General features: G+C 59.6%; 15 protein-coding genes and 1 tRNA gene. 11 read left to right on the top strand and 5 right to left on the bottom strand.

The window, feature by feature from the left end; all coding sequences use genetic code 11:
* Positions 1-147 precede the first annotated feature (147 nt).
* The 6 genes from cysS to BSU04_RS39665 all read left to right on the top strand — a co-directional run bounded on the left by cysS (position 148) and on the right by BSU04_RS39665 (position 7,329).
* Positions 148-1,566 carry a cysteine--tRNA ligase gene (cysS, locus tag BSU04_RS39640; protein WP_089165660.1) on the top strand — a complete coding sequence of 473 codons (1,419 nt, stop codon included), beginning with the start codon at positions 148-150 and terminating at the stop codon, positions 1,564-1,566.
* A gap of 44 nt (positions 1,567-1,610) precedes the next feature.
* Positions 1,611-2,699, top strand: coding sequence for a DNA-3-methyladenine glycosylase family protein (locus tag BSU04_RS39645; RefSeq protein ID WP_089165661.1), 1,089 nt, complete (start codon positions 1,611-1,613; stop codon positions 2,697-2,699).
* A gap of 118 nt (positions 2,700-2,817) precedes the next feature.
* Positions 2,818-3,789 carry an acetyl-CoA carboxylase carboxyltransferase subunit alpha gene (locus tag BSU04_RS39650; protein ID WP_089165662.1) on the top strand — a complete coding sequence of 324 codons (972 nt, stop codon included), beginning with the start codon at positions 2,818-2,820 and terminating at the stop codon, positions 3,787-3,789.
* A 91-nt stretch (positions 3,790-3,880) separates the two neighbouring features.
* Positions 3,881-5,317 (top strand): tRNA lysidine(34) synthetase TilS, encoded by a 1,437-nt coding sequence (tilS, locus tag BSU04_RS39655; protein ID WP_089165663.1) that lies wholly within the window; start codon positions 3,881-3,883, stop codon positions 5,315-5,317.
* 476 nt (positions 5,318-5,793) lie between these two features.
* Positions 5,794-7,044, top strand: coding sequence for an aspartate kinase (locus BSU04_RS39660; RefSeq protein ID WP_089165664.1), 1,251 nt, complete (start codon positions 5,794-5,796; stop codon positions 7,042-7,044).
* 191 nt (positions 7,045-7,235) lie between these two features.
* Positions 7,236-7,329: transfer RNA gene (locus BSU04_RS39665), tRNA-Ser, on the top strand.
* A gap of 190 nt (positions 7,330-7,519) precedes the next feature.
* Here the strand turns inward: BSU04_RS39665 and BSU04_RS39670 are convergent.
* Entirely contained in the window at positions 7,520-8,302 is a 783-nt protein-coding gene (locus BSU04_RS39670; protein WP_089165665.1) for a helix-turn-helix domain-containing protein, read from the bottom strand.
* Positions 8,303-8,443: 141 nt separating this feature from the next.
* Here BSU04_RS39670 and BSU04_RS39675 point away from each other — a divergent pair, with 141 nt between their 5' ends.
* Positions 8,444-9,169 carry a nuclear transport factor 2 family protein gene (locus tag BSU04_RS39675; protein WP_089165666.1) on the top strand — a complete coding sequence of 242 codons (726 nt, stop codon included), beginning with the start codon at positions 8,444-8,446 and terminating at the stop codon, positions 9,167-9,169.
* Between the two features lie 82 nt (positions 9,170-9,251).
* Here BSU04_RS39675 and BSU04_RS39680 read toward each other — a convergent pair whose 3' ends face one another.
* The 3 genes from BSU04_RS39680 to BSU04_RS39690 form a co-directional block, all read right to left on the bottom strand.
* Positions 9,252-9,632: a single-stranded DNA-binding protein gene (locus BSU04_RS39680; RefSeq protein WP_089165667.1), complete on the bottom strand. Its 381-nt coding sequence runs from the start codon at positions 9,630-9,632 to the stop codon at positions 9,252-9,254.
* Between the two features lie 171 nt (positions 9,633-9,803).
* Entirely contained in the window at positions 9,804-10,178 is a 375-nt protein-coding gene (locus BSU04_RS39685; protein WP_089165668.1) for a hypothetical protein, read from the bottom strand.
* 357 nt (positions 10,179-10,535) lie between these two features.
* Positions 10,536-11,105, bottom strand: a complete 570-nt coding sequence (locus BSU04_RS39690; RefSeq protein ID WP_089165669.1) for a hypothetical protein — start codon at positions 11,103-11,105, stop codon at positions 10,536-10,538.
* Positions 11,106-11,440: 335 nt separating this feature from the next.
* Between BSU04_RS39690 and BSU04_RS39695 the strand changes: the two genes are divergently transcribed.
* Both BSU04_RS39695 and BSU04_RS39700 read left to right on the top strand, forming a co-directional pair.
* Positions 11,441-11,764: a hypothetical protein gene (locus BSU04_RS39695; RefSeq protein ID WP_089165670.1), complete on the top strand. Its 324-nt coding sequence runs from the start codon at positions 11,441-11,443 to the stop codon at positions 11,762-11,764.
* 263 nt (positions 11,765-12,027) lie between these two features.
* Positions 12,028-12,435, top strand: a complete 408-nt coding sequence (locus tag BSU04_RS39700; RefSeq protein WP_089165671.1) for a hypothetical protein — start codon at positions 12,028-12,030, stop codon at positions 12,433-12,435.
* Between the two features lie 97 nt (positions 12,436-12,532).
* Here the strand turns inward: BSU04_RS39700 and fabI are convergent, their stop codons facing one another.
* On the bottom strand, positions 12,533-13,330 hold the full coding sequence (fabI, locus tag BSU04_RS39705; protein ID WP_089165672.1) for an enoyl-ACP reductase FabI: 798 nt from the start codon (positions 13,328-13,330) through the stop codon (positions 12,533-12,535).
* Between the two features lie 227 nt (positions 13,331-13,557).
* Here fabI and BSU04_RS39710 point away from each other — a divergent pair, with 227 nt between their 5' ends.
* Entirely contained in the window at positions 13,558-15,447 is a 1,890-nt protein-coding gene (locus BSU04_RS39710; protein ID WP_089165673.1) for an extracellular solute-binding protein, read from the top strand.
* 35 nt (positions 15,448-15,482) lie between these two features.
* Entirely contained in the window at positions 15,483-16,517 is a 1,035-nt protein-coding gene (locus tag BSU04_RS39715; RefSeq protein ID WP_089165674.1) for a microcin C ABC transporter permease YejB, read from the top strand.
* Positions 16,518-16,521 lie beyond the last annotated feature (4 nt).

Raw genomic sequence — 16,521 nt, forward strand, 5'->3', positions numbered from 1 at the left:
TGTCACCATTGATATCGGCAGCCGGAAACGATTGCGAACGAACGCTGACCTGCAGCACGCCGTCACAACCGCACAAGCCGTCACAACAGCCGTCACAACATTAGCCAGCAGTCGAACACGGATGTCCCGGCCCACGCACCATCGCCTATGAACTCATTGCGCATCTACAACACGCTCGCGCGTGACAAGCAACCTTTTGTGCCGCTCCGTGCTGGAGAAGTGCGCATGTATGTTTGCGGAATCACGGTGTATGACTATTGTCATGTCGGGCACGCACGCATGATGATCGTGTTCGATATTGTCCAGCGCTGGCTTCGCACGCTCGGATACAACGTGACTTATGTGCGCAACATCACAGACATCGACGACAAGATCATTCGTCGCGCGGTGGAAAACGGCGAGTCGATCAAGGCGCTGACGGGGCGATTCATCCAGGCCATGTATGACGACCTCGATGCGCTCGGCGTGGCCCGTCCCGACCTCGAACCCCGTGCGACCGACTTCGTGCCGCAGATGCTGGGCATGATCCAGACGCTCGTGCAGAACGGTTACGCGTACCAGGGGAAAGACGGCGACGTGAACTATGCGGTGCGCAAGTTCGAGGGCTACGGCAAGCTGTCGGGCAAGTCGATCGAAGACCTGCGCGCGGGCGAGCGTGTGGCTGCAAACGACGCCAAGCAAGATCCGCTCGACTTCGTATTATGGAAGCGCGCGAAGGAAGGGGAGCCGCCGGACACCGGCTGGGACTCGGCATGGGGACGCGGCCGGCCGGGCTGGCATATCGAATGTTCGGCCATGGGCTGCACCTTGCTGGGCGATCGTTTTGACATTCACGGCGGCGGTCAGGACCTGCAGTTTCCGCACCATGAGAATGAAATTGCGCAGAGCGAGGCTGCAACGGGCATTCAGTTCGTGAACTACTGGATGCATAACGGCTTCGTGCAGATCGACAGCGAAAAGATGTCGAAGTCGCTGGGCAACTTCTTTACCATCCGCGAAGTCCTCGAAAAATTCGATGCGGAAGTCGTGCGTTTTTTTATTGCAAGGGCACACTATCGTTCGCCGCTCAATTACAGCGACGTTCATATAGAAGATGCGCGTGGGGCGCTCACGCGTTTGTATACAGCGTTGAAAGACGTGAGCCCGGATGTTGCGCCGCTCGATTGGAACGAAGCGCATGCGCAACGTTTTCGCGCGGCGATGAACGATGATTTCAACACGCCGGTTGCGATCGCCGTGTTGTTTGAATTGGCGAGCGAAGTGAATCGTTCGCAGGACACAGTGCTCGCACGTCAATTGAGGGGACTGGCCGCTGTGCTCGGGTTGTTGCAACGTGAGCCGCGTGCGTTTCTTCAGGACACACCGCGCAGCGCTCGAGATATGGTTGGTCAAGAGGGTGCAGAAAACCTCACGCCTGCCGATATAGACATGAAGATCGCCGCTCGCGTTGCTGCGAAGCAGGCAAAGAACTATGCCGAAGCAGACCGGATTCGCGCCGAATTGCTCGAAGCCGGGATTGCACTTGAAGACAAACCGGGTGGGTTGACCGAATGGCGTCGCGCTTGAGCGCCTCTCGTTCCCTTTGATCGACTCGCCAGGTAGGAGGCATGATGGCAACGGCCAGAAAGGCGCCGGCTAAACGAGCCGCGTCCGGTAGTATCGCAGCGCCGCCAAGCAAGGTCGCGCGGCGCGCGCAGGTGAAAACGTCGAAGGTGTCGACGCCCGAGGCGAAGCTCGCCAATGGTGCTGGCCACGACGGAGAACGCAAGACGGCATCGAAGAAACGTGCGGTCAATGGCGTGGTCCATGACGGCGTTGCTAAAACGAACGGTCTCGTTCATGCACGCAAGACGGTGCGGGCAACTGCGCCTTCAGGGTCAGCCAAGGTGTCGCTGAAGAAGGTGAGCAGCGGCGCCCATGGCGTGCTCGACGTGAAAGCCGATGAGACCGAGATCAGCGGCGACGCAACGCAGGCGCTCGTCCGTGCTCCGCAGAACGACGGCGAGATTGTCCGCAAGTCGCGTGCGATCACGGCCGAGAAAACCGTGCCGGTGCAGACGCCTGGCTTGTCGGCGCAAGCGGCTCGCCCCGAGTATTGGGACAAGGCGTGCGCTGACCTGGTCAAGCGCGACCGTATTCTCAAGAAACTGATTCCGAAGTTCGGCCCGGTGCATCTGATCAATCGCGACGATCCGTTCACCACGCTTGCGCGTTCGGTGGTCGGCCAGCAAATTTCCGTGACGGCCGCGCAGGCCATTTGGAAACGCGTTGAGGGCACGTGCCCGACGCTCGCGCCGCAGCAGTTCATCAAGGTGGGGCCGGCGAAGCTGCAGTCGTGCGGGTTATCGAAGCGCAAGTCCGAATACATCCTCGACGTCGCGCAGCATTTCGTTTCGGGCGCGTTGCACGTGGACAGCTGGACATCGATGGAAGATGAAGCCGTGATCTCGGAGTTGACGCAGATTCGCGGCATCGGCCGGTGGACGGCGGAAATGTTCCTGATCTTCAACTTGTCGCGCCCGGACGTTCTGCCGCTCGATGATCTCGGCCTGATCCAGGCCATCAGCGTCAACTATTTCAGCGGCGAACCCGTGACGCGCAGTGAAGCGCGCGAAGTCGCGGCCAACTGGGAACCGTGGCGCACCGTCGCGACCTGGTACATGTGGCGCAGCCTTTACCCCGTCCCCGCCGATCACTAAAATTGCCGGTCGCAGCCAGCGGACTATCGATATCTTATAATTGATAGTTGCGACCCGAAAATTAGTGAGGCCGGCGCGGTTAGAATACGCGCTGCCCGATGCTTTAGGATTCGAACATATGAAGACCACGTTTCTGGATTTCGAACAGCCGATCGCTGAACTCGAAGCGAAGATCGAAGAATTACGCTTCGTTCAGGACGATTCCGCTGTCGATATTTCGGAAGAAATCGAGCGGCTGTCGAAGAAGAGCCAGCAACTCACCAAAGATCTCTATGCCAACCTGACTCCCTGGCAGGTGTCGCAGATCGCGCGCCATCCGCAGCGCCCCTATACGCTCGACTACGTGAACGAGCTTTTCACCGACTTCCACGAACTCCACGGCGACCGCTCTTATGCGGACGACCTGGCTATTGTCGGCGGTCTGGCACGATTCAACGGCCAGCCCTGCATGGTGATCGGCCAGCAGAAGGGCCGCGACACGAAAGAGCGCGCAGCGCGCAATTTCGGCATGCCGCGCCCGGAGGGGTATCGCAAGGCTGAGCGGCTCATGCGGCTTGCGGAGAAATTCGGCTTGCCTATCTTCACGTTCATCGACACCCCGGGCGCGTACCCTGGTATCGGGGCAGAGGAGCGTGGGCAGTCGGAAGCAATCGGTCGTAATCTGTATGTGATGGCCGAACTGAAAACGCCGATTGTGGCAACCATCATCGGCGAAGGCGGTTCGGGCGGCGCGCTGGCTATTGCCGTTGCTGACAGCGTGCTGATGCTGCAATTCTCAACGTATTCGGTGATTTCGCCCGAGGGCTGTGCATCCATTTTGTGGAAGAGCGCGGCGAAGGCGCCGGAAGCAGCCGAAGCGCTGGGTTTGACGGCTCACCGTCTTAAGGCGTTGGGACTGATCGACAAGATCGTCAACGAGCCGCTGGGCGGCGCGCATCGCGATCCGAAAGGCATGGCTGCATTGCTGCGCCGTGCACTATCCGATACGCTGCGCCAATTCCACGGCATGAATGCGCTAGACGTGCGCGCGCGCCGCTTCGACAAGCTGATGGCGTACGGAAAATTCAAGGAAAACCTGCCGGGTGCGTGAAGCTTGACCGCCGCGACCATGGTTCCCGGGGTTCCTCCGTGCAGTGTGCCGTGACAGGCTGCCTCGAAGGCAACTTAACAAGCCGACTCCCGTGACCTCCAACACTGACACTCCCGCCAGCCGCCTCGTGATCGATGCGGTGCGCGCGGCGTTCGTCGATGTGTCGGCCTCTGCTCAAACTTGCATCGCCGTCGCGCTCAGTGGCGGTCTCGATTCGACCGCGCTGCTCGATGCAGCAGTTCGATGCGTGGGGTCATCACGCGTGATTGCGCTGCATATTCATCACGGATTGAGTCCGAATGCCGATGCCTGGGCTGCGCATTGTCACGCGTTCGCGCAAGCGCTGGGTGTCAGGTTCGCGTCGCGTCAGGTCGACGTGGTGCGCGAAGGCGGCGAGAGTCTGGAGGCGGCGGCACGGGATGCGCGTTATCGCGCGCTCGACGCGCTGTGCGCCGAGCAGGGCGCAAGCGCGCTTTGGCTTGCGCATCATGCCGACGATCAGGCGGAAACCGTGTTGCTGCAATTGCTGCGCGGGGCGGGTGTGGCCGGCCTTGCCGCAATGGCGCCGCAACGCGCCGACGGTGCCTCCACGCCGCGCGTGCGGCCGTTATTGCATCTGTTGCGTGCGCAACTCGAGCATTACGCGCATGAGCGCGATCTGCGCTGGATCGACGACGAATCCAACGCCGATACCCGCTATGCCCGTAACGCGCTGCGTCATGACGTGCTGCCGGCACTCGCTGTGCATTTTCCCGGATTTCGCGATGCGCTTGCGCGGACCGCGTCGCATGCAGCATCGGCGCAAAGGTTGCTCGATGAACTCGCACGCATTGATATGACATCGGCGCAAGGTGACGATGAGGGTGCGCTGGCCTTGTCAGCGGTACTCGCTTTCGACGATGAGCGGGCGATCAACTTGCTGCGTTACTGGATGCGCTCGCTCGGGCTGCAAGCGGCATCGGCGGCGCGGATTGGGGAGGTGCTGCGGCAATTGCGCGACGCCGCGGTTTCGCGGGACGGCCACGCGTTGCGCATCGATCACGCGGGGTCTTGCCTGCGGGCGTATCGCGACGCGATCTTTTGGGAAAAGGGCGATAGCGCGGACCCCGCCGATCTCGACGATGGCGCAAATCCCGCGCGTATGGCGAGCGTGTTGAACTGGGACGGCGAAAGTATCTGGCGCCTGCCGCATTGGCGCGGGACGTTCGTGTTCAAAGCCGCTGCACGGGGCGATGAGGACGCGGTGTCCGAAGCCACGCTGCGCGCCGCGCCGCTTTGCGCGCGTTCGCGCGCGGGCGGCGAACGCTTGCGTTTGAGTGCGGATGGGCCCGGCCGGACTTTGAAAAACCTGTTTCAAGAGCGCGGCGTGCCGGGTTGGAAACGCGACGTCCCGCTGGTGTTTCTTGGCGAAATCTTGCTGTTCGTGCCGTCCATTGGTGTCAATCGGGCATGCGTCGAAGTCAGCGGTGAGGGCGGCGAGCTTACGTATAGGCGGATCGAGTGGCATCCGGACCTAATGATTGCCTGAACGACTAGCCGATGCGCTCACGCACTGTATATGCGGCGGTCCTGGCACGCGAAACTCAGTCTGCCCCGATTTTTCAGTGGTTCATGCGCGGCGACAAAATCCCGGTCAACTTTTCTTGCGAACGGCCTGAAAACAGCCCGCAAAAGCGTCGAATCGCCCGTTCCGGCTTGTGTTTTGGGCCTCGATCGGGTACGTTTACCGGTTTCCCGCAACGCTTTTCAAGCAGCTTTTCCGTCCAGAAGACGCGTTTTTAGCCGCCTGAATTGCCTTTTTTGCCTTTTGCGCGTGAGCCAACCTCGCGCGTGCGGCTACCGCGCTTCGTCGTCACGCTTAAGTCGTCGATCGCACCGATCCAGAGTTTGCTTGTGTTTCTTCAAGCCGGCTTCTGATGCAATACGTGAAACACGTGCAGTCGTGCAGTACGCGGCGCATCAAACGGCGCGCCAGCGCGGCTTTTCCTCCTGTTCAAAACGACAATGGCACTCATCGTACATAAATACGGCGGCACTTCGATGGGCTCGGTCGAGCGCATCAAGAACGTCGCCAAGCGCGTCGCGAAATGGCACAAGGCCGGCCACAAGATGGTCGTCGTCCCGTCGGCCATGTCCGGCGAAACGAACCGCCTGCTCGGCCTCGCGCGCGAAATCACCGCACACCCCGATCCGCGCGAACTCGACATGATCGCCTCAACCGGCGAGCAAGTCAGCGTCGGCCTGCTCGCGATTGCGTTGCAAGCGGAAGGTCTGGAAGCGGTCAGCTATGCCGGCTGGCAAGTGCCGATCAAGACCGACAGCGCGTTCACGAAAGCACGCATCAGCGACATTGACGGCACGCGCGTGCTCGCCGATCTCGACGCAGGCAAGGTCGTGGTGGTCACGGGCTTCCAGGGTGTCGATCCCGACGGGCATATTGCCACGCTGGGACGCGGTGGTTCGGACACGTCGGCGGTCGCGATTGCGGCGGCGTTGAAAGCGGACGAATGCCTGATTTATACCGATGTCGATGGTGTCTACACCACGGACCCGCGCGTGGTCGAAGAAGCGCGCCGACTGGATCGCGTGACGTTCGAAGAGATGTTGGAAATGGCGAGCCTCGGGTCGAAGGTGCTGCAGATCCGTTCGGTGGAATTCGCCGGTAAATATCAGGTCAAGACGCGCGTGTTGTCGAGCCTGACGGACCCGTTGATTCCGCTCGAAACCGAAATGCGCTCGGGCACCCTGATTACTTTTGAAGAAGACGAGACCATGGAAAAAGCTGTTATCTCGGGCATCGCATTTCAGCGCGACGAAGCGCGTATTGCCGTGATGGGCGTGCCCGACAAGCCGGGCATTGCGTACCAGATCCTCGGGCCGGTGGCCGATGCGAATATCGACATCGACATGATCATCCAGAACACGAGCGTGGACGGTAAGACCGACTTCACGTTCACGGTTGGCCGCGGCGATTATGCGCAATCCATGGAGATCCTGACGAACCAGGTCAAGGACCACGTGAAGGCCGAGCAGGTGCGGGGCGATCCGAAGGTGTCGAAGGTGTCCGTGGTTGGCGTGGGCATGCGCTCGCATGTGGGTATCGCGAGCACGATGTTCCGTACGCTGGCAGAAGAGGGCATCAATATCCAGATGATCTCGACATCGGAGATCAAGATCTCGGTGCTTATCGACGAAAAATATACCGAGCTTGCCGTGCGCGCGTTGCATAAGGTGTTCGAACTCGATCGCGGCTGAACGACAGGCGGGAAACGGCGTGGGTGTGACAGCTTGCAGTGTGTTTTTGGGCTGTAATCGAAATAAGCTGCAAAGCGTTGTTCGATGCAATTCACGAGACGAAAAATTTTGTCTCATGAAATTGACCCGCGGCGGCTAACCCGCTATCATCTTGGCTTCGTCGCGCTGACTCCCGCGTGACAGAAAGTGCAGGAGACGTGGCCGAGAGGTTGAAGGTACTCCCCTGCTAAGGGAGCATCTGGGCTAAAACCTGGATCGAGGGTTCGAATCCCTCCGTCTCCGCCAGAAGAATGCAAAGCCCCGTAGGTCTAACGACTTACGGGGTTTTTGTTTTTCGGGACGAAAGGTATGGCACCTGGCGAGCGACGATTCAACATAATCCCTCACATCCTGGCTCGCTGCTGCGCGAGCATGTTTTGCCGGCCCTGGTCTAACTGTCAGGTTGACTTGCGAAGCGGGATTGCGTCGGGACACCTCAACGACTGAACGCTGCCGCGGTCGCTTCATCCGCCGGGAAAAACAGCTCGATCGCCAACTCCGACAACGTGATATCGATCGGCGTACCGAACATCATCGTTGTACTGATGAATGATAACTGTCCCGCAGCCGTGCTCAACACGAACGGAATCACGATAGAAGATTCCCCCGCGTCATCCCGACCGGATCCCCCCGGATAACGCTTGAACTCATCGCGCAGCGCACTCAGTTGAGGATCAGCTGTGAGAGCGATCTGACGCTCCAGCCGTTCCAGCAAATGTCCGCGCCACTGCGCGAGATTCACAATCTTCGACGCCAATCCTCGCGGATGCAGACTCAACCGCAACACGTTCACCGGCGGTTCAAGCAACGACGGATCAGCATCGGCGATAAGCGCAGCCACCGCGCCATTCGCCGACACGAGGTTCCAATGCCGGTCGATAGCCAGCGCCGGATACGGCTCGTGCCCCTTCAAGATCTGTTCGACTGCGGTCCGCGCGGGCTGCATCGATTGGTCAGTGAGTGAGCGCTCCTGGAACACCGGCGCGAATCCTGCCGCGTTCAGCAACTCGTTACGTTCACGCAGCGGCACCTCAAGATACTCCGCAAGTCGCAGTACCATCGCGCGGCTCGGCGCGGCTCGCCCCGTTTCGATAAAACTCAGATGCCGGCTCGAAATCTCCGCTTCGCTGGCCAGATAAAGCTGGCTCATGCGCCGTCGTTCGCGCCAGTGCTTGATCATTGGGCCGATACCAACAGCCGTCGCAGTCAGTGTGTTCATGGGCGTACCTTATCAAACCGCCGCACGCAGCTCCATTACCTGTCAGGTAATCGACGCACGACATGCGTGTCCCGATGATTGCTTCCAGGCCGCGCTAATCCGGTGTCGCCATAGCCTTGAAGACTATCGAAGGAGAGAATCATGACTGAGCATGATGTTCTGGTGGGTCGTTATATCGATACGTGGAACGAGACGGATTCGCCGCGTCGGAACGCTCTGGCGGAGCTGGTTTTACTCGACGGCGCGCGCTACACCGACCCGATGATGAGCAGCACCGGCCCGAACGGATTCGCCGAGATGATCGGCGCATTTCAGGCGCAAATGCCTGGGTTGACGTTCGAGCGGGTTGGCGGAATTGATGCGACGGGCGCGATGGTCCGCTTCAGTTGGCGCCTGATCGATGCCACGGGCCGGCAACTGGCCAGTGGGACGGACATCGGCGAATTTTCGATCGATGGTCGGTTTGCCGGCATTACGGGTTTTCTCGACAGTAAGCTGATGGGCCCGGCATGGTGCGTGGAAAAGTACGCCGCGTTCTGGGCCGCGCCGGATTTCAGCCGGCCGACCGATGAACTGGCGGCGGATATCGAAGGATATTGGCCGGGTTTGCACGCGCCGTTGAAGGGCGTGGAGGCCTATGTGCGGCCGCTGCATGAACTGTTGCGCCGCGTTCCGGATTTCAGGCTGGAAGTCGCCGACCACGCGAGTCGCGGCGATACAGTCTTCATCCGATGGATCGCCACGGGGACGCACGGCGATGTGCCGCTGCGCTTCGAGGGCGTGGACTGCGTGCGTCACAGCGATGGCCAGGTTTATGAGAACCGGATCTACTGCGATCATCCGCTGATTCAGGCGTTGAACCGGTAATGGAGTCGGCAGCCTTGTTTTTGTTCGATCGAACAGGGCGCTTCGCCTGGCCGCCCAAGGCTGCGTGAGCGCCCGAGCACACTCAGACTTCGTCGTCGTCCAGATCGTCGGGGCCTTGCAGGTCCGTTTGTCCCGCTTCACCGCGTACAGCGCGGCGTTTGCGCTGCACATGATAGGCCGTGAGCACGGCGTGCACGACCATGTCCAGCGCTGGTTTCGCGTTACCTTGCTTGTCCGTCCAGGTCTTCGGCGTGAGTGCGCCGGCAAGCGATACGCTGTCGCCGTCATCGAGCGCCTGGAGCGCGTCCTTGACGGTGTCGTCGAAGGCGATCACATTCACGAACAGACTCTCGCCGTCGCCGGCCGAGGCGCGAACCCGGCATGTCACGAAGTGCGTGCCGTGCTGACCCGTACGCACTTGCGCCGTGCCGTAGAGACGTCCGGAAACCAGGCCGTCGATCATGGTGTGCCTCTCCAAAATTCGCCAATTGTCTCACTCGCGAGCAGGCGTTTCGCGGCTGCATGCATCAGGTGGGATTTAAATCGTGCTTGCTTGCGGGTCGTAGCCGAATCAAGCGTTCGACCCGCTCGCAATTCAACGCGGGCCCGCTACCTTGTGCGTACGCGTGCGTATCTACTTCTGCTTGGCTTCCTCGAGACAGGCTGCCAGCTTCTCGAAATAGTCGAGCGCCTTGCGCGTGGGCACGACCGTCTTGGACCTCAGATCCGTGCTCGATTCGTCGACCGAGACCAGTCCTTCCTGTCTTAGCCGCGCGAGTTTGCGGTGCACCGTCGCCGGCGCGCCTGCGACCGATAGCGCCATCGTCTCGGTTACGCTCAGCGTACGCCCCGCGTGCCAGGCCGCTGTCAGCGCCTCGAGCAGCCGTTCTTCGGCAGCGTCGAGTTTCGGGAAAGACGGCAACGCCTGAACCGCCTGAGCGAGGTTCAGGAAGCGAAAATAGGTATCCACGAGGTGTTTTTTTGCCATGGCGGCGGACTTGAAATGCATCTGTGAATCATAGCATTGCCAGTAAACCGGCTTCCAAACCCTTATCAGCTTGATAATTAAATGATACGATTCACGAAAGCGGGGTGTGTATCGACGCCAGAAAGTGACGCGCACCTGGACCTGAGAGAAATTAAAAAAAGAGCGCGTTGCCCTGCGGCCGGGAGCAGGGCAACGTAGCCGATCGAACAAACCAGGCGGATTCACACATGCATCGCGAAGCGGCAGTGACGATGCGCTTGCGCACTCAATACGCGCACGACCCAAACCACTTGCATCTGGTTAAGGCGATGGCTTAATCTGTCTTTACAAAACCGCTAGAACCGTACGGGCCGACTGACACGCCGCCACTCCGTGTGCTCAACGAGGGCGTGATGCCCGATGCATCGACACATGCATGCGCGTGATAAACCAAAGACCCAGCTTGAGCGTGTAGATAATCATGAGCGTACCGGTCAGGTCGCCTATGAACATCACGATAAAACGTACGCCGGCATTCACGGTATCGCCGCTCAACGCACACCACGCTTGCTGCATTGCCGGGCCCGCGATCGAGTAGAGCAGGATCAGGACTAACAGACGACCGGCCGTGAGATTCGCGAGTGACTCACTGAGTCCAAGTTTGCGCGTGGCGAGGAGATACACAAGATAAGGCGCGAGTGCCGAGATAATGCCGCCGAATGCCGCGCGAACTGGATCATTCGGAAAATAATAAAAGAAACAACTGATCCACGACGCGATGAGTATCCCAATCGCACCCAGCGCGCCGAATAACAGCGTGCACAGCAGGCGTATGCCGGCAGGCAGGTAGATCCAGTTGACTCCGCGCACGAACTCCGAGTGCCTGAAAATCCATTCGTTCGCGACAAGCGTCAGCAGGAAGACAAGGGTGGTGCCGCAGATTACGGCGAGGCGATGGCGGATATGCATAGATAAATCAGAAGCCCAAACGCGGGCAAGCCTGGCGGGAGGCAAACAACTCAACCGTCACCTGGCACGTTGCGAACGCCACCCGGGCTCCGGCGATTGTTGAACGATACGAACGATAAATGCTTTTGCTAGCCCGATTCTATCAGCGCACCTGAAACCGCTTGCGGCGCGCTCGAATCCAGCGAGCATCGTGGCGGGAGAGGACACTCAGCTAAAAGAAATGTTGTGTCACACCCTGTTGGCAGTCGTAATTCGGAGTTACCAACTTGAAACATTTAGGGCGATCCGTTCCGCTAAGATTTACTCAACGAACCTACCCGTTGAGGTGCACTCAAATGAACAACAAACTGAAGACTTCTATTTTTGCTGGTGCGATTGCTATCGGGGCGCTCGGGATGTCGGGCGCGGCGATGGCCCAAGTGCGTGTTGGTATCAATGTTGGCATCCCCGCGCCAGTGTACGTTGCACCGCAGCCGGTCTACGCGCCGCCGCCGCCGCCCGTCGTCTACGCGTCGCCCCCGCCGGTGTATGCTGCTGCTCCGGTCGTGGTGATCGGCTGGCATGGCGATCGTTATTGGGACGGTCGCCGTTACTGGAATCGTGACGATTGGTACCGCTATCACGGTCACGGCGGTCATTACGATCATCGCGGCTACTAAACCGGGCCGCACAATACCGCGTCCGTCAGGAAGCTGGCCCGAAGGCCATCCGGCGAAAGCCGGGTGGCCTTTGTTTTTCCAGCGCCACCCGTTTTCATCGAACGCCGCCCGATTCGCAGTTTTGCATGATGTAACAAAGAGTAAGCTTTCAGCAGACGATACCCCTGCGCCGAAGAACAACTTACAAAGTCGAAGTACCGGATTGAGGGCGATCCGCTATATTCGCTTCCACCTGAACAATGACGGCTAGAGGCGCGCCTTACATGAATAAGTTAAATAGCATCCGGATCCTGACTGGCGTTGCCGGTCTGTGCCTTGCAACCCTGTCCGGAATTGCCCACGCACAAGTGCGGTTGGGGATCAACATCGGTATTCCTGCTCCGGTTTATGTCGCGCCGCAGCCTTACTATGCGCCACCGCCGCCGCCGGTCATTTATCAACCGGCTCCTGTCTATGTGCAGCCGGGCATCGTGATCGGCTGGTATGGAAATCGTTACTACGATGGTCGCCGCTATTGGGGGCGTGACGAGTGGTATCGGCACAATGGCGGCCGTCCAAACTATGGGCATGGCGGCCCGGGATATGGCGGCCACGGTGGGAATTACAACCACGGCGGCGGTGGAAACTACAACCATGGCGGGAACGGTGGCCACAATGGCTATCGTAATTAAACGCCTTGGCCAGACGCATTAAAAAAGCCGTCCCGCGCAAGCGGGACGGCTTTTTGACTTTATCGGCGGATGGAAAGCAACCGCTGTTATCGCAGTATTACTCCGAGACCGCCTGCGGCGCCATTCCGCCGACCACGGCATTGAAGCCGCTATCAACGTGGATGATCTCGGCGCTCACGCCGCCCGCCAGATCGGACAACAAAAACGCCGCCACATTGCCGACCTGATCGATGGTTACATTGCGCCGCATCGGCGCGTTGTTTTCGACGAACTCGAGAATCTTGCCAAAGCCCTTGATGCCGCTGGCTGCCAACGTCTTGATCGGACCCGCCGAGATGCCGTTCACGCGCACACCCTTGTCTCCAAGCGCCACAGCCAGATAACGCACGCTGGCTTCAAGCGAAGCCTTCGCCAGACCCATCGTGTTGTAGTTCGGGATCGCGCGTTCGGCGCCGAGGTAGCTCAGCGTGAGCAACGAGGCATCGGGGGACAGCATGGATTGCGCAGCCTTGGCGAGGGCCGGGAAGCTGTACGCGGAAATGTCATGGGCGATGCGGAAGTTTTCACGCGTCATGCCGTCGAGGAAATTGCCCGCGATCGCTTCGCGGGGCGCAAAGCCGATGGAATGCACGAGACCGTCGAGCGTGTCCCAGCGTTCTTTCAGCGAGACGAAGAGGGCGTCAATGTCCTCGTCGCTACCCACGTCGCACGGAAACACGAGATCGCTGCCGAATTCGGTCGCGAACTCGGTAATGCGATCCTTGAATCGGTCCCCCACATAGGTGAAGGCGAGTTCGGCGCCTTCGCGCTTGCAAGCCGCTGCGATGCCATAGGCGATCGAGCGGTTCGACAACAAGCCCGTCAGCAAAATCCGTTTTCCAGCGAGAAATCCCATGAATGCTCCTTAAGAAGTCGATATCGCACATGCACCGGACTGAGCGCGCGCAAGCCGTGCGCACGTCGTTACAATGCCCGGGACAGTGGTTTTAGTAGAATTCTCTCACATCGCCTCATGTCGCTTGAGGCGCGCAGCGCTTGGGGCGCCGAGAGTGAGCCCGGAGCGGGCTTTGAACGGCAGGCCGTTTTCCGATCATCGTTTCACTGGTACTTATAAAGGCACTCATGGCGACTGGCTCCCGACGGGTCCTCGGTCTTCTGCTTGGCAGCTTGCTGATCGGTTTTGGCGGGCTCGCGGTACCGAAAGCGGCATTAGCCGTGTATGCCATCGCGCAGTATGGCGAGCCGAAATATCCCGCTGATTTCAAGCACTTCAACTACGTCAATCCGGACGCGCCCCGCGGCGGCACGCTTGTCCTGGCGAATCCGAACCGGCTCACGAGCTTCGACAAATTCAACCCGTTCACGCAGCGTGGCAACCCCGCGCCCGGGCTCGGTTATATGTTTGAGAGTTTGACAACGGGCAGCCTTGACGAGGTATCGACGGCGTATGGTCTTCTCGCCGACGACATCAGCATTGCGCCCGACGGCCTCTCCGTCACGTTTCACATCAATCCCAAAGCGCGCTTTTCGAATGGCGATTCGGTCACCGCCGAAGACGTCAAGTACTCGTTCGACACGCTGAAAAGCCCGCAGGCCGCGCCGCAATATGCGGTGTATTTCGGCCAGATTTCGCGCGCGGTCATGCTTGATCCGCTCACCATTCGCTTTGACTTCAAGGAGCGTACGCGGGAGATGCCGTTTATCGCGGGCGCGATTCCGGTGTTTTCGCACAAGTGGGGCATGAAGCCCGACGGCAGCCACGTTCCCTTCGATCAACTCGCGTTTCAGAAGCCGATAGCAAGCGGTCCATATCTCATCGAACAATATGACAACGGCCGCACGATCACCTTCAAGCGCGACCCGGCCTATTGGGGCAACGCGTTGCCGGTGCGCGTGGGAACGTTCAACTTCGAACGCATTACGTACAAGCTGTATTCAGACGGCGTGGCGCGGCTCGAGGCGTTCAAGGCCGGCGAATATGACGCGCTGGTCGAATATGTTGCGCGCAACTGGGTGCGCCGCGACATCGGCAAACGCTTTGACAACGGCGAACTCATCAAGCGCGAATTCCGCAACCACAACGGCACCGGCATGCAGGGCTTTTTCATCAACCTGCGCCGTCCGATTTTCCAGGATGTGCGCGTGCGCCAGGCGCTCGATCTTGCATTCGACTTCCAGTGGCTGAACCGGCAACTGTTTTTCAACCAGTACACGCGCACCGACAGCTTCTTTGCAAACACCGATCTGCAAGCGACGGGCAAGCCGGGCGGGGGCGAACTCGCGATCCTCTCGCCGTTACGTGCGCAACTCGATCCCGCTGTGTTCGGCGACATGGTGAAGCAGCCGGACACGGATCCACCCGGCTCACTGCGCGCAAACCTGATCAAGGCACGCGAGCTGCTGGCCGACGCGGGCTGGACGTATAGGGACGGCGCGTTGCGCAACGCGAAGGGCCAGCCGTTCGTCTTCGAGATTCTCGATGACTCGGCCAGCGGGTCGTCGATGGAACCGGTCGTTGCCACCTACCAGCGCAACTTGCAGAAGCTCGGGATTGTCGCGAATTTCCGGACGGTGGACTTTGCATTGATCCAGAAGCGGCTGGACGCCTTCGACTTCGACATGACCAGTCTGCGCATGCCCGACGTGCAGATTCCGGGAACCGAGCAGGATTCGCGTTTTGGCAGCAAGTCCGCGGATCAGCAGGGCTCGGATAACATGAACGGGTTGAAGTCGCCGGCAGTGGATTCGATCGTGCATACCTTGCTCGGCGCCCAGACACGCGATCAACTCCTCGATGCCACCCACGCGCTCGACCGGGTCCTGATGCACGGCTACTATGTAATCCCGCATTGGTACACGGCGTCGCATAGGGTGGCGTATCGAAACACGCTCGCTTACCCGGCGACCTTGCCGCTGTATTACGTCGCCGAAGACTGGATCACATCGACATGGTGGTTCAATCCGCCAGCCGCCGCGTCCAGCTTCGCGTCGGCCGCAGCCGCAGCAAAGTAAATCCACGCACTTAATCACTCAAGCGGACCGCGCCCATGTGGAGCTACATCCTCAAACGTATCTTGCTGATGATCCCGACCTTGCTCGGCGTCCTCACGCTCACGTTCGCCGTGATCCAGTTCGTGCCGGGCGGACCGGTTGAACAAGCCGTGCACGAACTACGGCGTGGCCAGCAAGGCACGAGCTTCGGCATGCGCATGCACACGGGCGTGGATGCGCAGCAAGTTGCGCAACTTCGCGCGCTCTACGGCTTCGATAAACCGCCGCTCGAACGCTACTGGCTGATGCTCGGACGCTTCGCCCGTTTCGATCTCGGCGACAGCTATTTTCGCCATCAAAGCGTATGGTCGCTGATTGTGTCGAAGCTGCCGGTGTCGATCAGCATTGGCGTGTGGACGTTCTTTCTGACTTACCTGATCTCGGTGCCGCTCGGGATCGCGAAGGCGGTGCGCAACGGTTCCACCTTCGATTTCACCACCAGCCTGCTCGTGCTCGTCGGCTTCGCCATTCCCGGCTTCGTGCTCGGTGTGCTGCTCCTCGTGCTGTTCGGCGGCGGGTCGTTCTGGCAACTGTTTCCGCTTCGCAACCTCACGTCGGACAACTGGGCAACGTTGAGCCTCGGCGGGAAGATAGCCGACTACTTGTGGCATATCACGTTGCCCATCATTGCGTCGGTGGTTGGCAGCTTCGCAGTCGTCACCATGCTGACCAAGAACGCGTTCCTCGACGAAATCCGCAAGCAATATGTGCTGACGGCGCGGGCCAAGGGGTTGTCGGAGAGAAGGGTCCTGTGGAAGCACGTGTTCCGCAACGCGTTGTTGCCACTGATCGTGGGCTTTCCGGGCGCGTTCATCGGGGCGTTCTTTACGGGAAGTTTGCTGATAGAAACGCTTTTTTCACTCGATGGCCTCGGCCTGCTTTCCTACGAGTCCGTCGTGCGGCGTGATTATCCGGTCGTGCTCGGTACGCTGTATCTTTTCACGCTGATCGGACTTGCCACCAAGCTGATCTCCGACCTTTGTTATGTCTGGGTCGATCCGCGCATTCAATTCGAACAACTGGAGCGTTGAGTTG

The organism is Caballeronia sordidicola (genome assembly GCF_002220365.1).
GTDB classification, from domain to species: domain Bacteria; phylum Pseudomonadota; class Gammaproteobacteria; order Burkholderiales; family Burkholderiaceae; genus Caballeronia; species Caballeronia sordidicola_C.

Excerpts from the sequence above, each read along its gene's own strand:
- BSU04_RS39710 (WP_089165673.1), top strand. The coding sequence starts at position 13,558 with ATGGCGACTGGCTCCCGACGGGTCCTCGGTCTTCTGCTTGGCAGCTTG.
- fabI (WP_089165672.1), bottom strand. The coding sequence starts at position 13,330 with ATGGGATTTCTCGCTGGAAAACGGATTTTGCTGACGGGCTTGTTGTCG.
- BSU04_RS39695 (WP_089165670.1), top strand. The coding sequence starts at position 11,441 with ATGAACAACAAACTGAAGACTTCTATTTTTGCTGGTGCGATTGCTATC.
- BSU04_RS39685 (WP_089165668.1), bottom strand. The coding sequence starts at position 10,178 with ATGCATTTCAAGTCCGCCGCCATGGCAAAAAAACACCTCGTGGATACC.
- BSU04_RS39660 (WP_089165664.1), top strand. The coding sequence starts at position 5,794 with ATGGCACTCATCGTACATAAATACGGCGGCACTTCGATGGGCTCGGTC.
- BSU04_RS39680 (WP_089165667.1), bottom strand. The coding sequence starts at position 9,632 with ATGATCGACGGCCTGGTTTCCGGACGTCTCTACGGCACGGCGCAAGTG.
- BSU04_RS39690 (WP_089165669.1), bottom strand. The coding sequence starts at position 11,105 with ATGCATATCCGCCATCGCCTCGCCGTAATCTGCGGCACCACCCTTGTC.
- BSU04_RS39715 (WP_089165674.1), top strand. The coding sequence starts at position 15,483 with ATGTGGAGCTACATCCTCAAACGTATCTTGCTGATGATCCCGACCTTG.
- BSU04_RS39645 (WP_089165661.1), top strand. The coding sequence starts at position 1,611 with ATGGCAACGGCCAGAAAGGCGCCGGCTAAACGAGCCGCGTCCGGTAGT.
- BSU04_RS39675 (WP_089165666.1), top strand. The coding sequence starts at position 8,444 with ATGACTGAGCATGATGTTCTGGTGGGTCGTTATATCGATACGTGGAAC.
- BSU04_RS39700 (WP_089165671.1), top strand. The coding sequence starts at position 12,028 with ATGAATAAGTTAAATAGCATCCGGATCCTGACTGGCGTTGCCGGTCTG.
- BSU04_RS39650 (WP_089165662.1), top strand. The coding sequence starts at position 2,818 with ATGAAGACCACGTTTCTGGATTTCGAACAGCCGATCGCTGAACTCGAA.
- cysS (WP_089165660.1), top strand. The coding sequence starts at position 148 with ATGAACTCATTGCGCATCTACAACACGCTCGCGCGTGACAAGCAACCT.
- BSU04_RS39670 (WP_089165665.1), bottom strand. The coding sequence starts at position 8,302 with ATGAACACACTGACTGCGACGGCTGTTGGTATCGGCCCAATGATCAAG.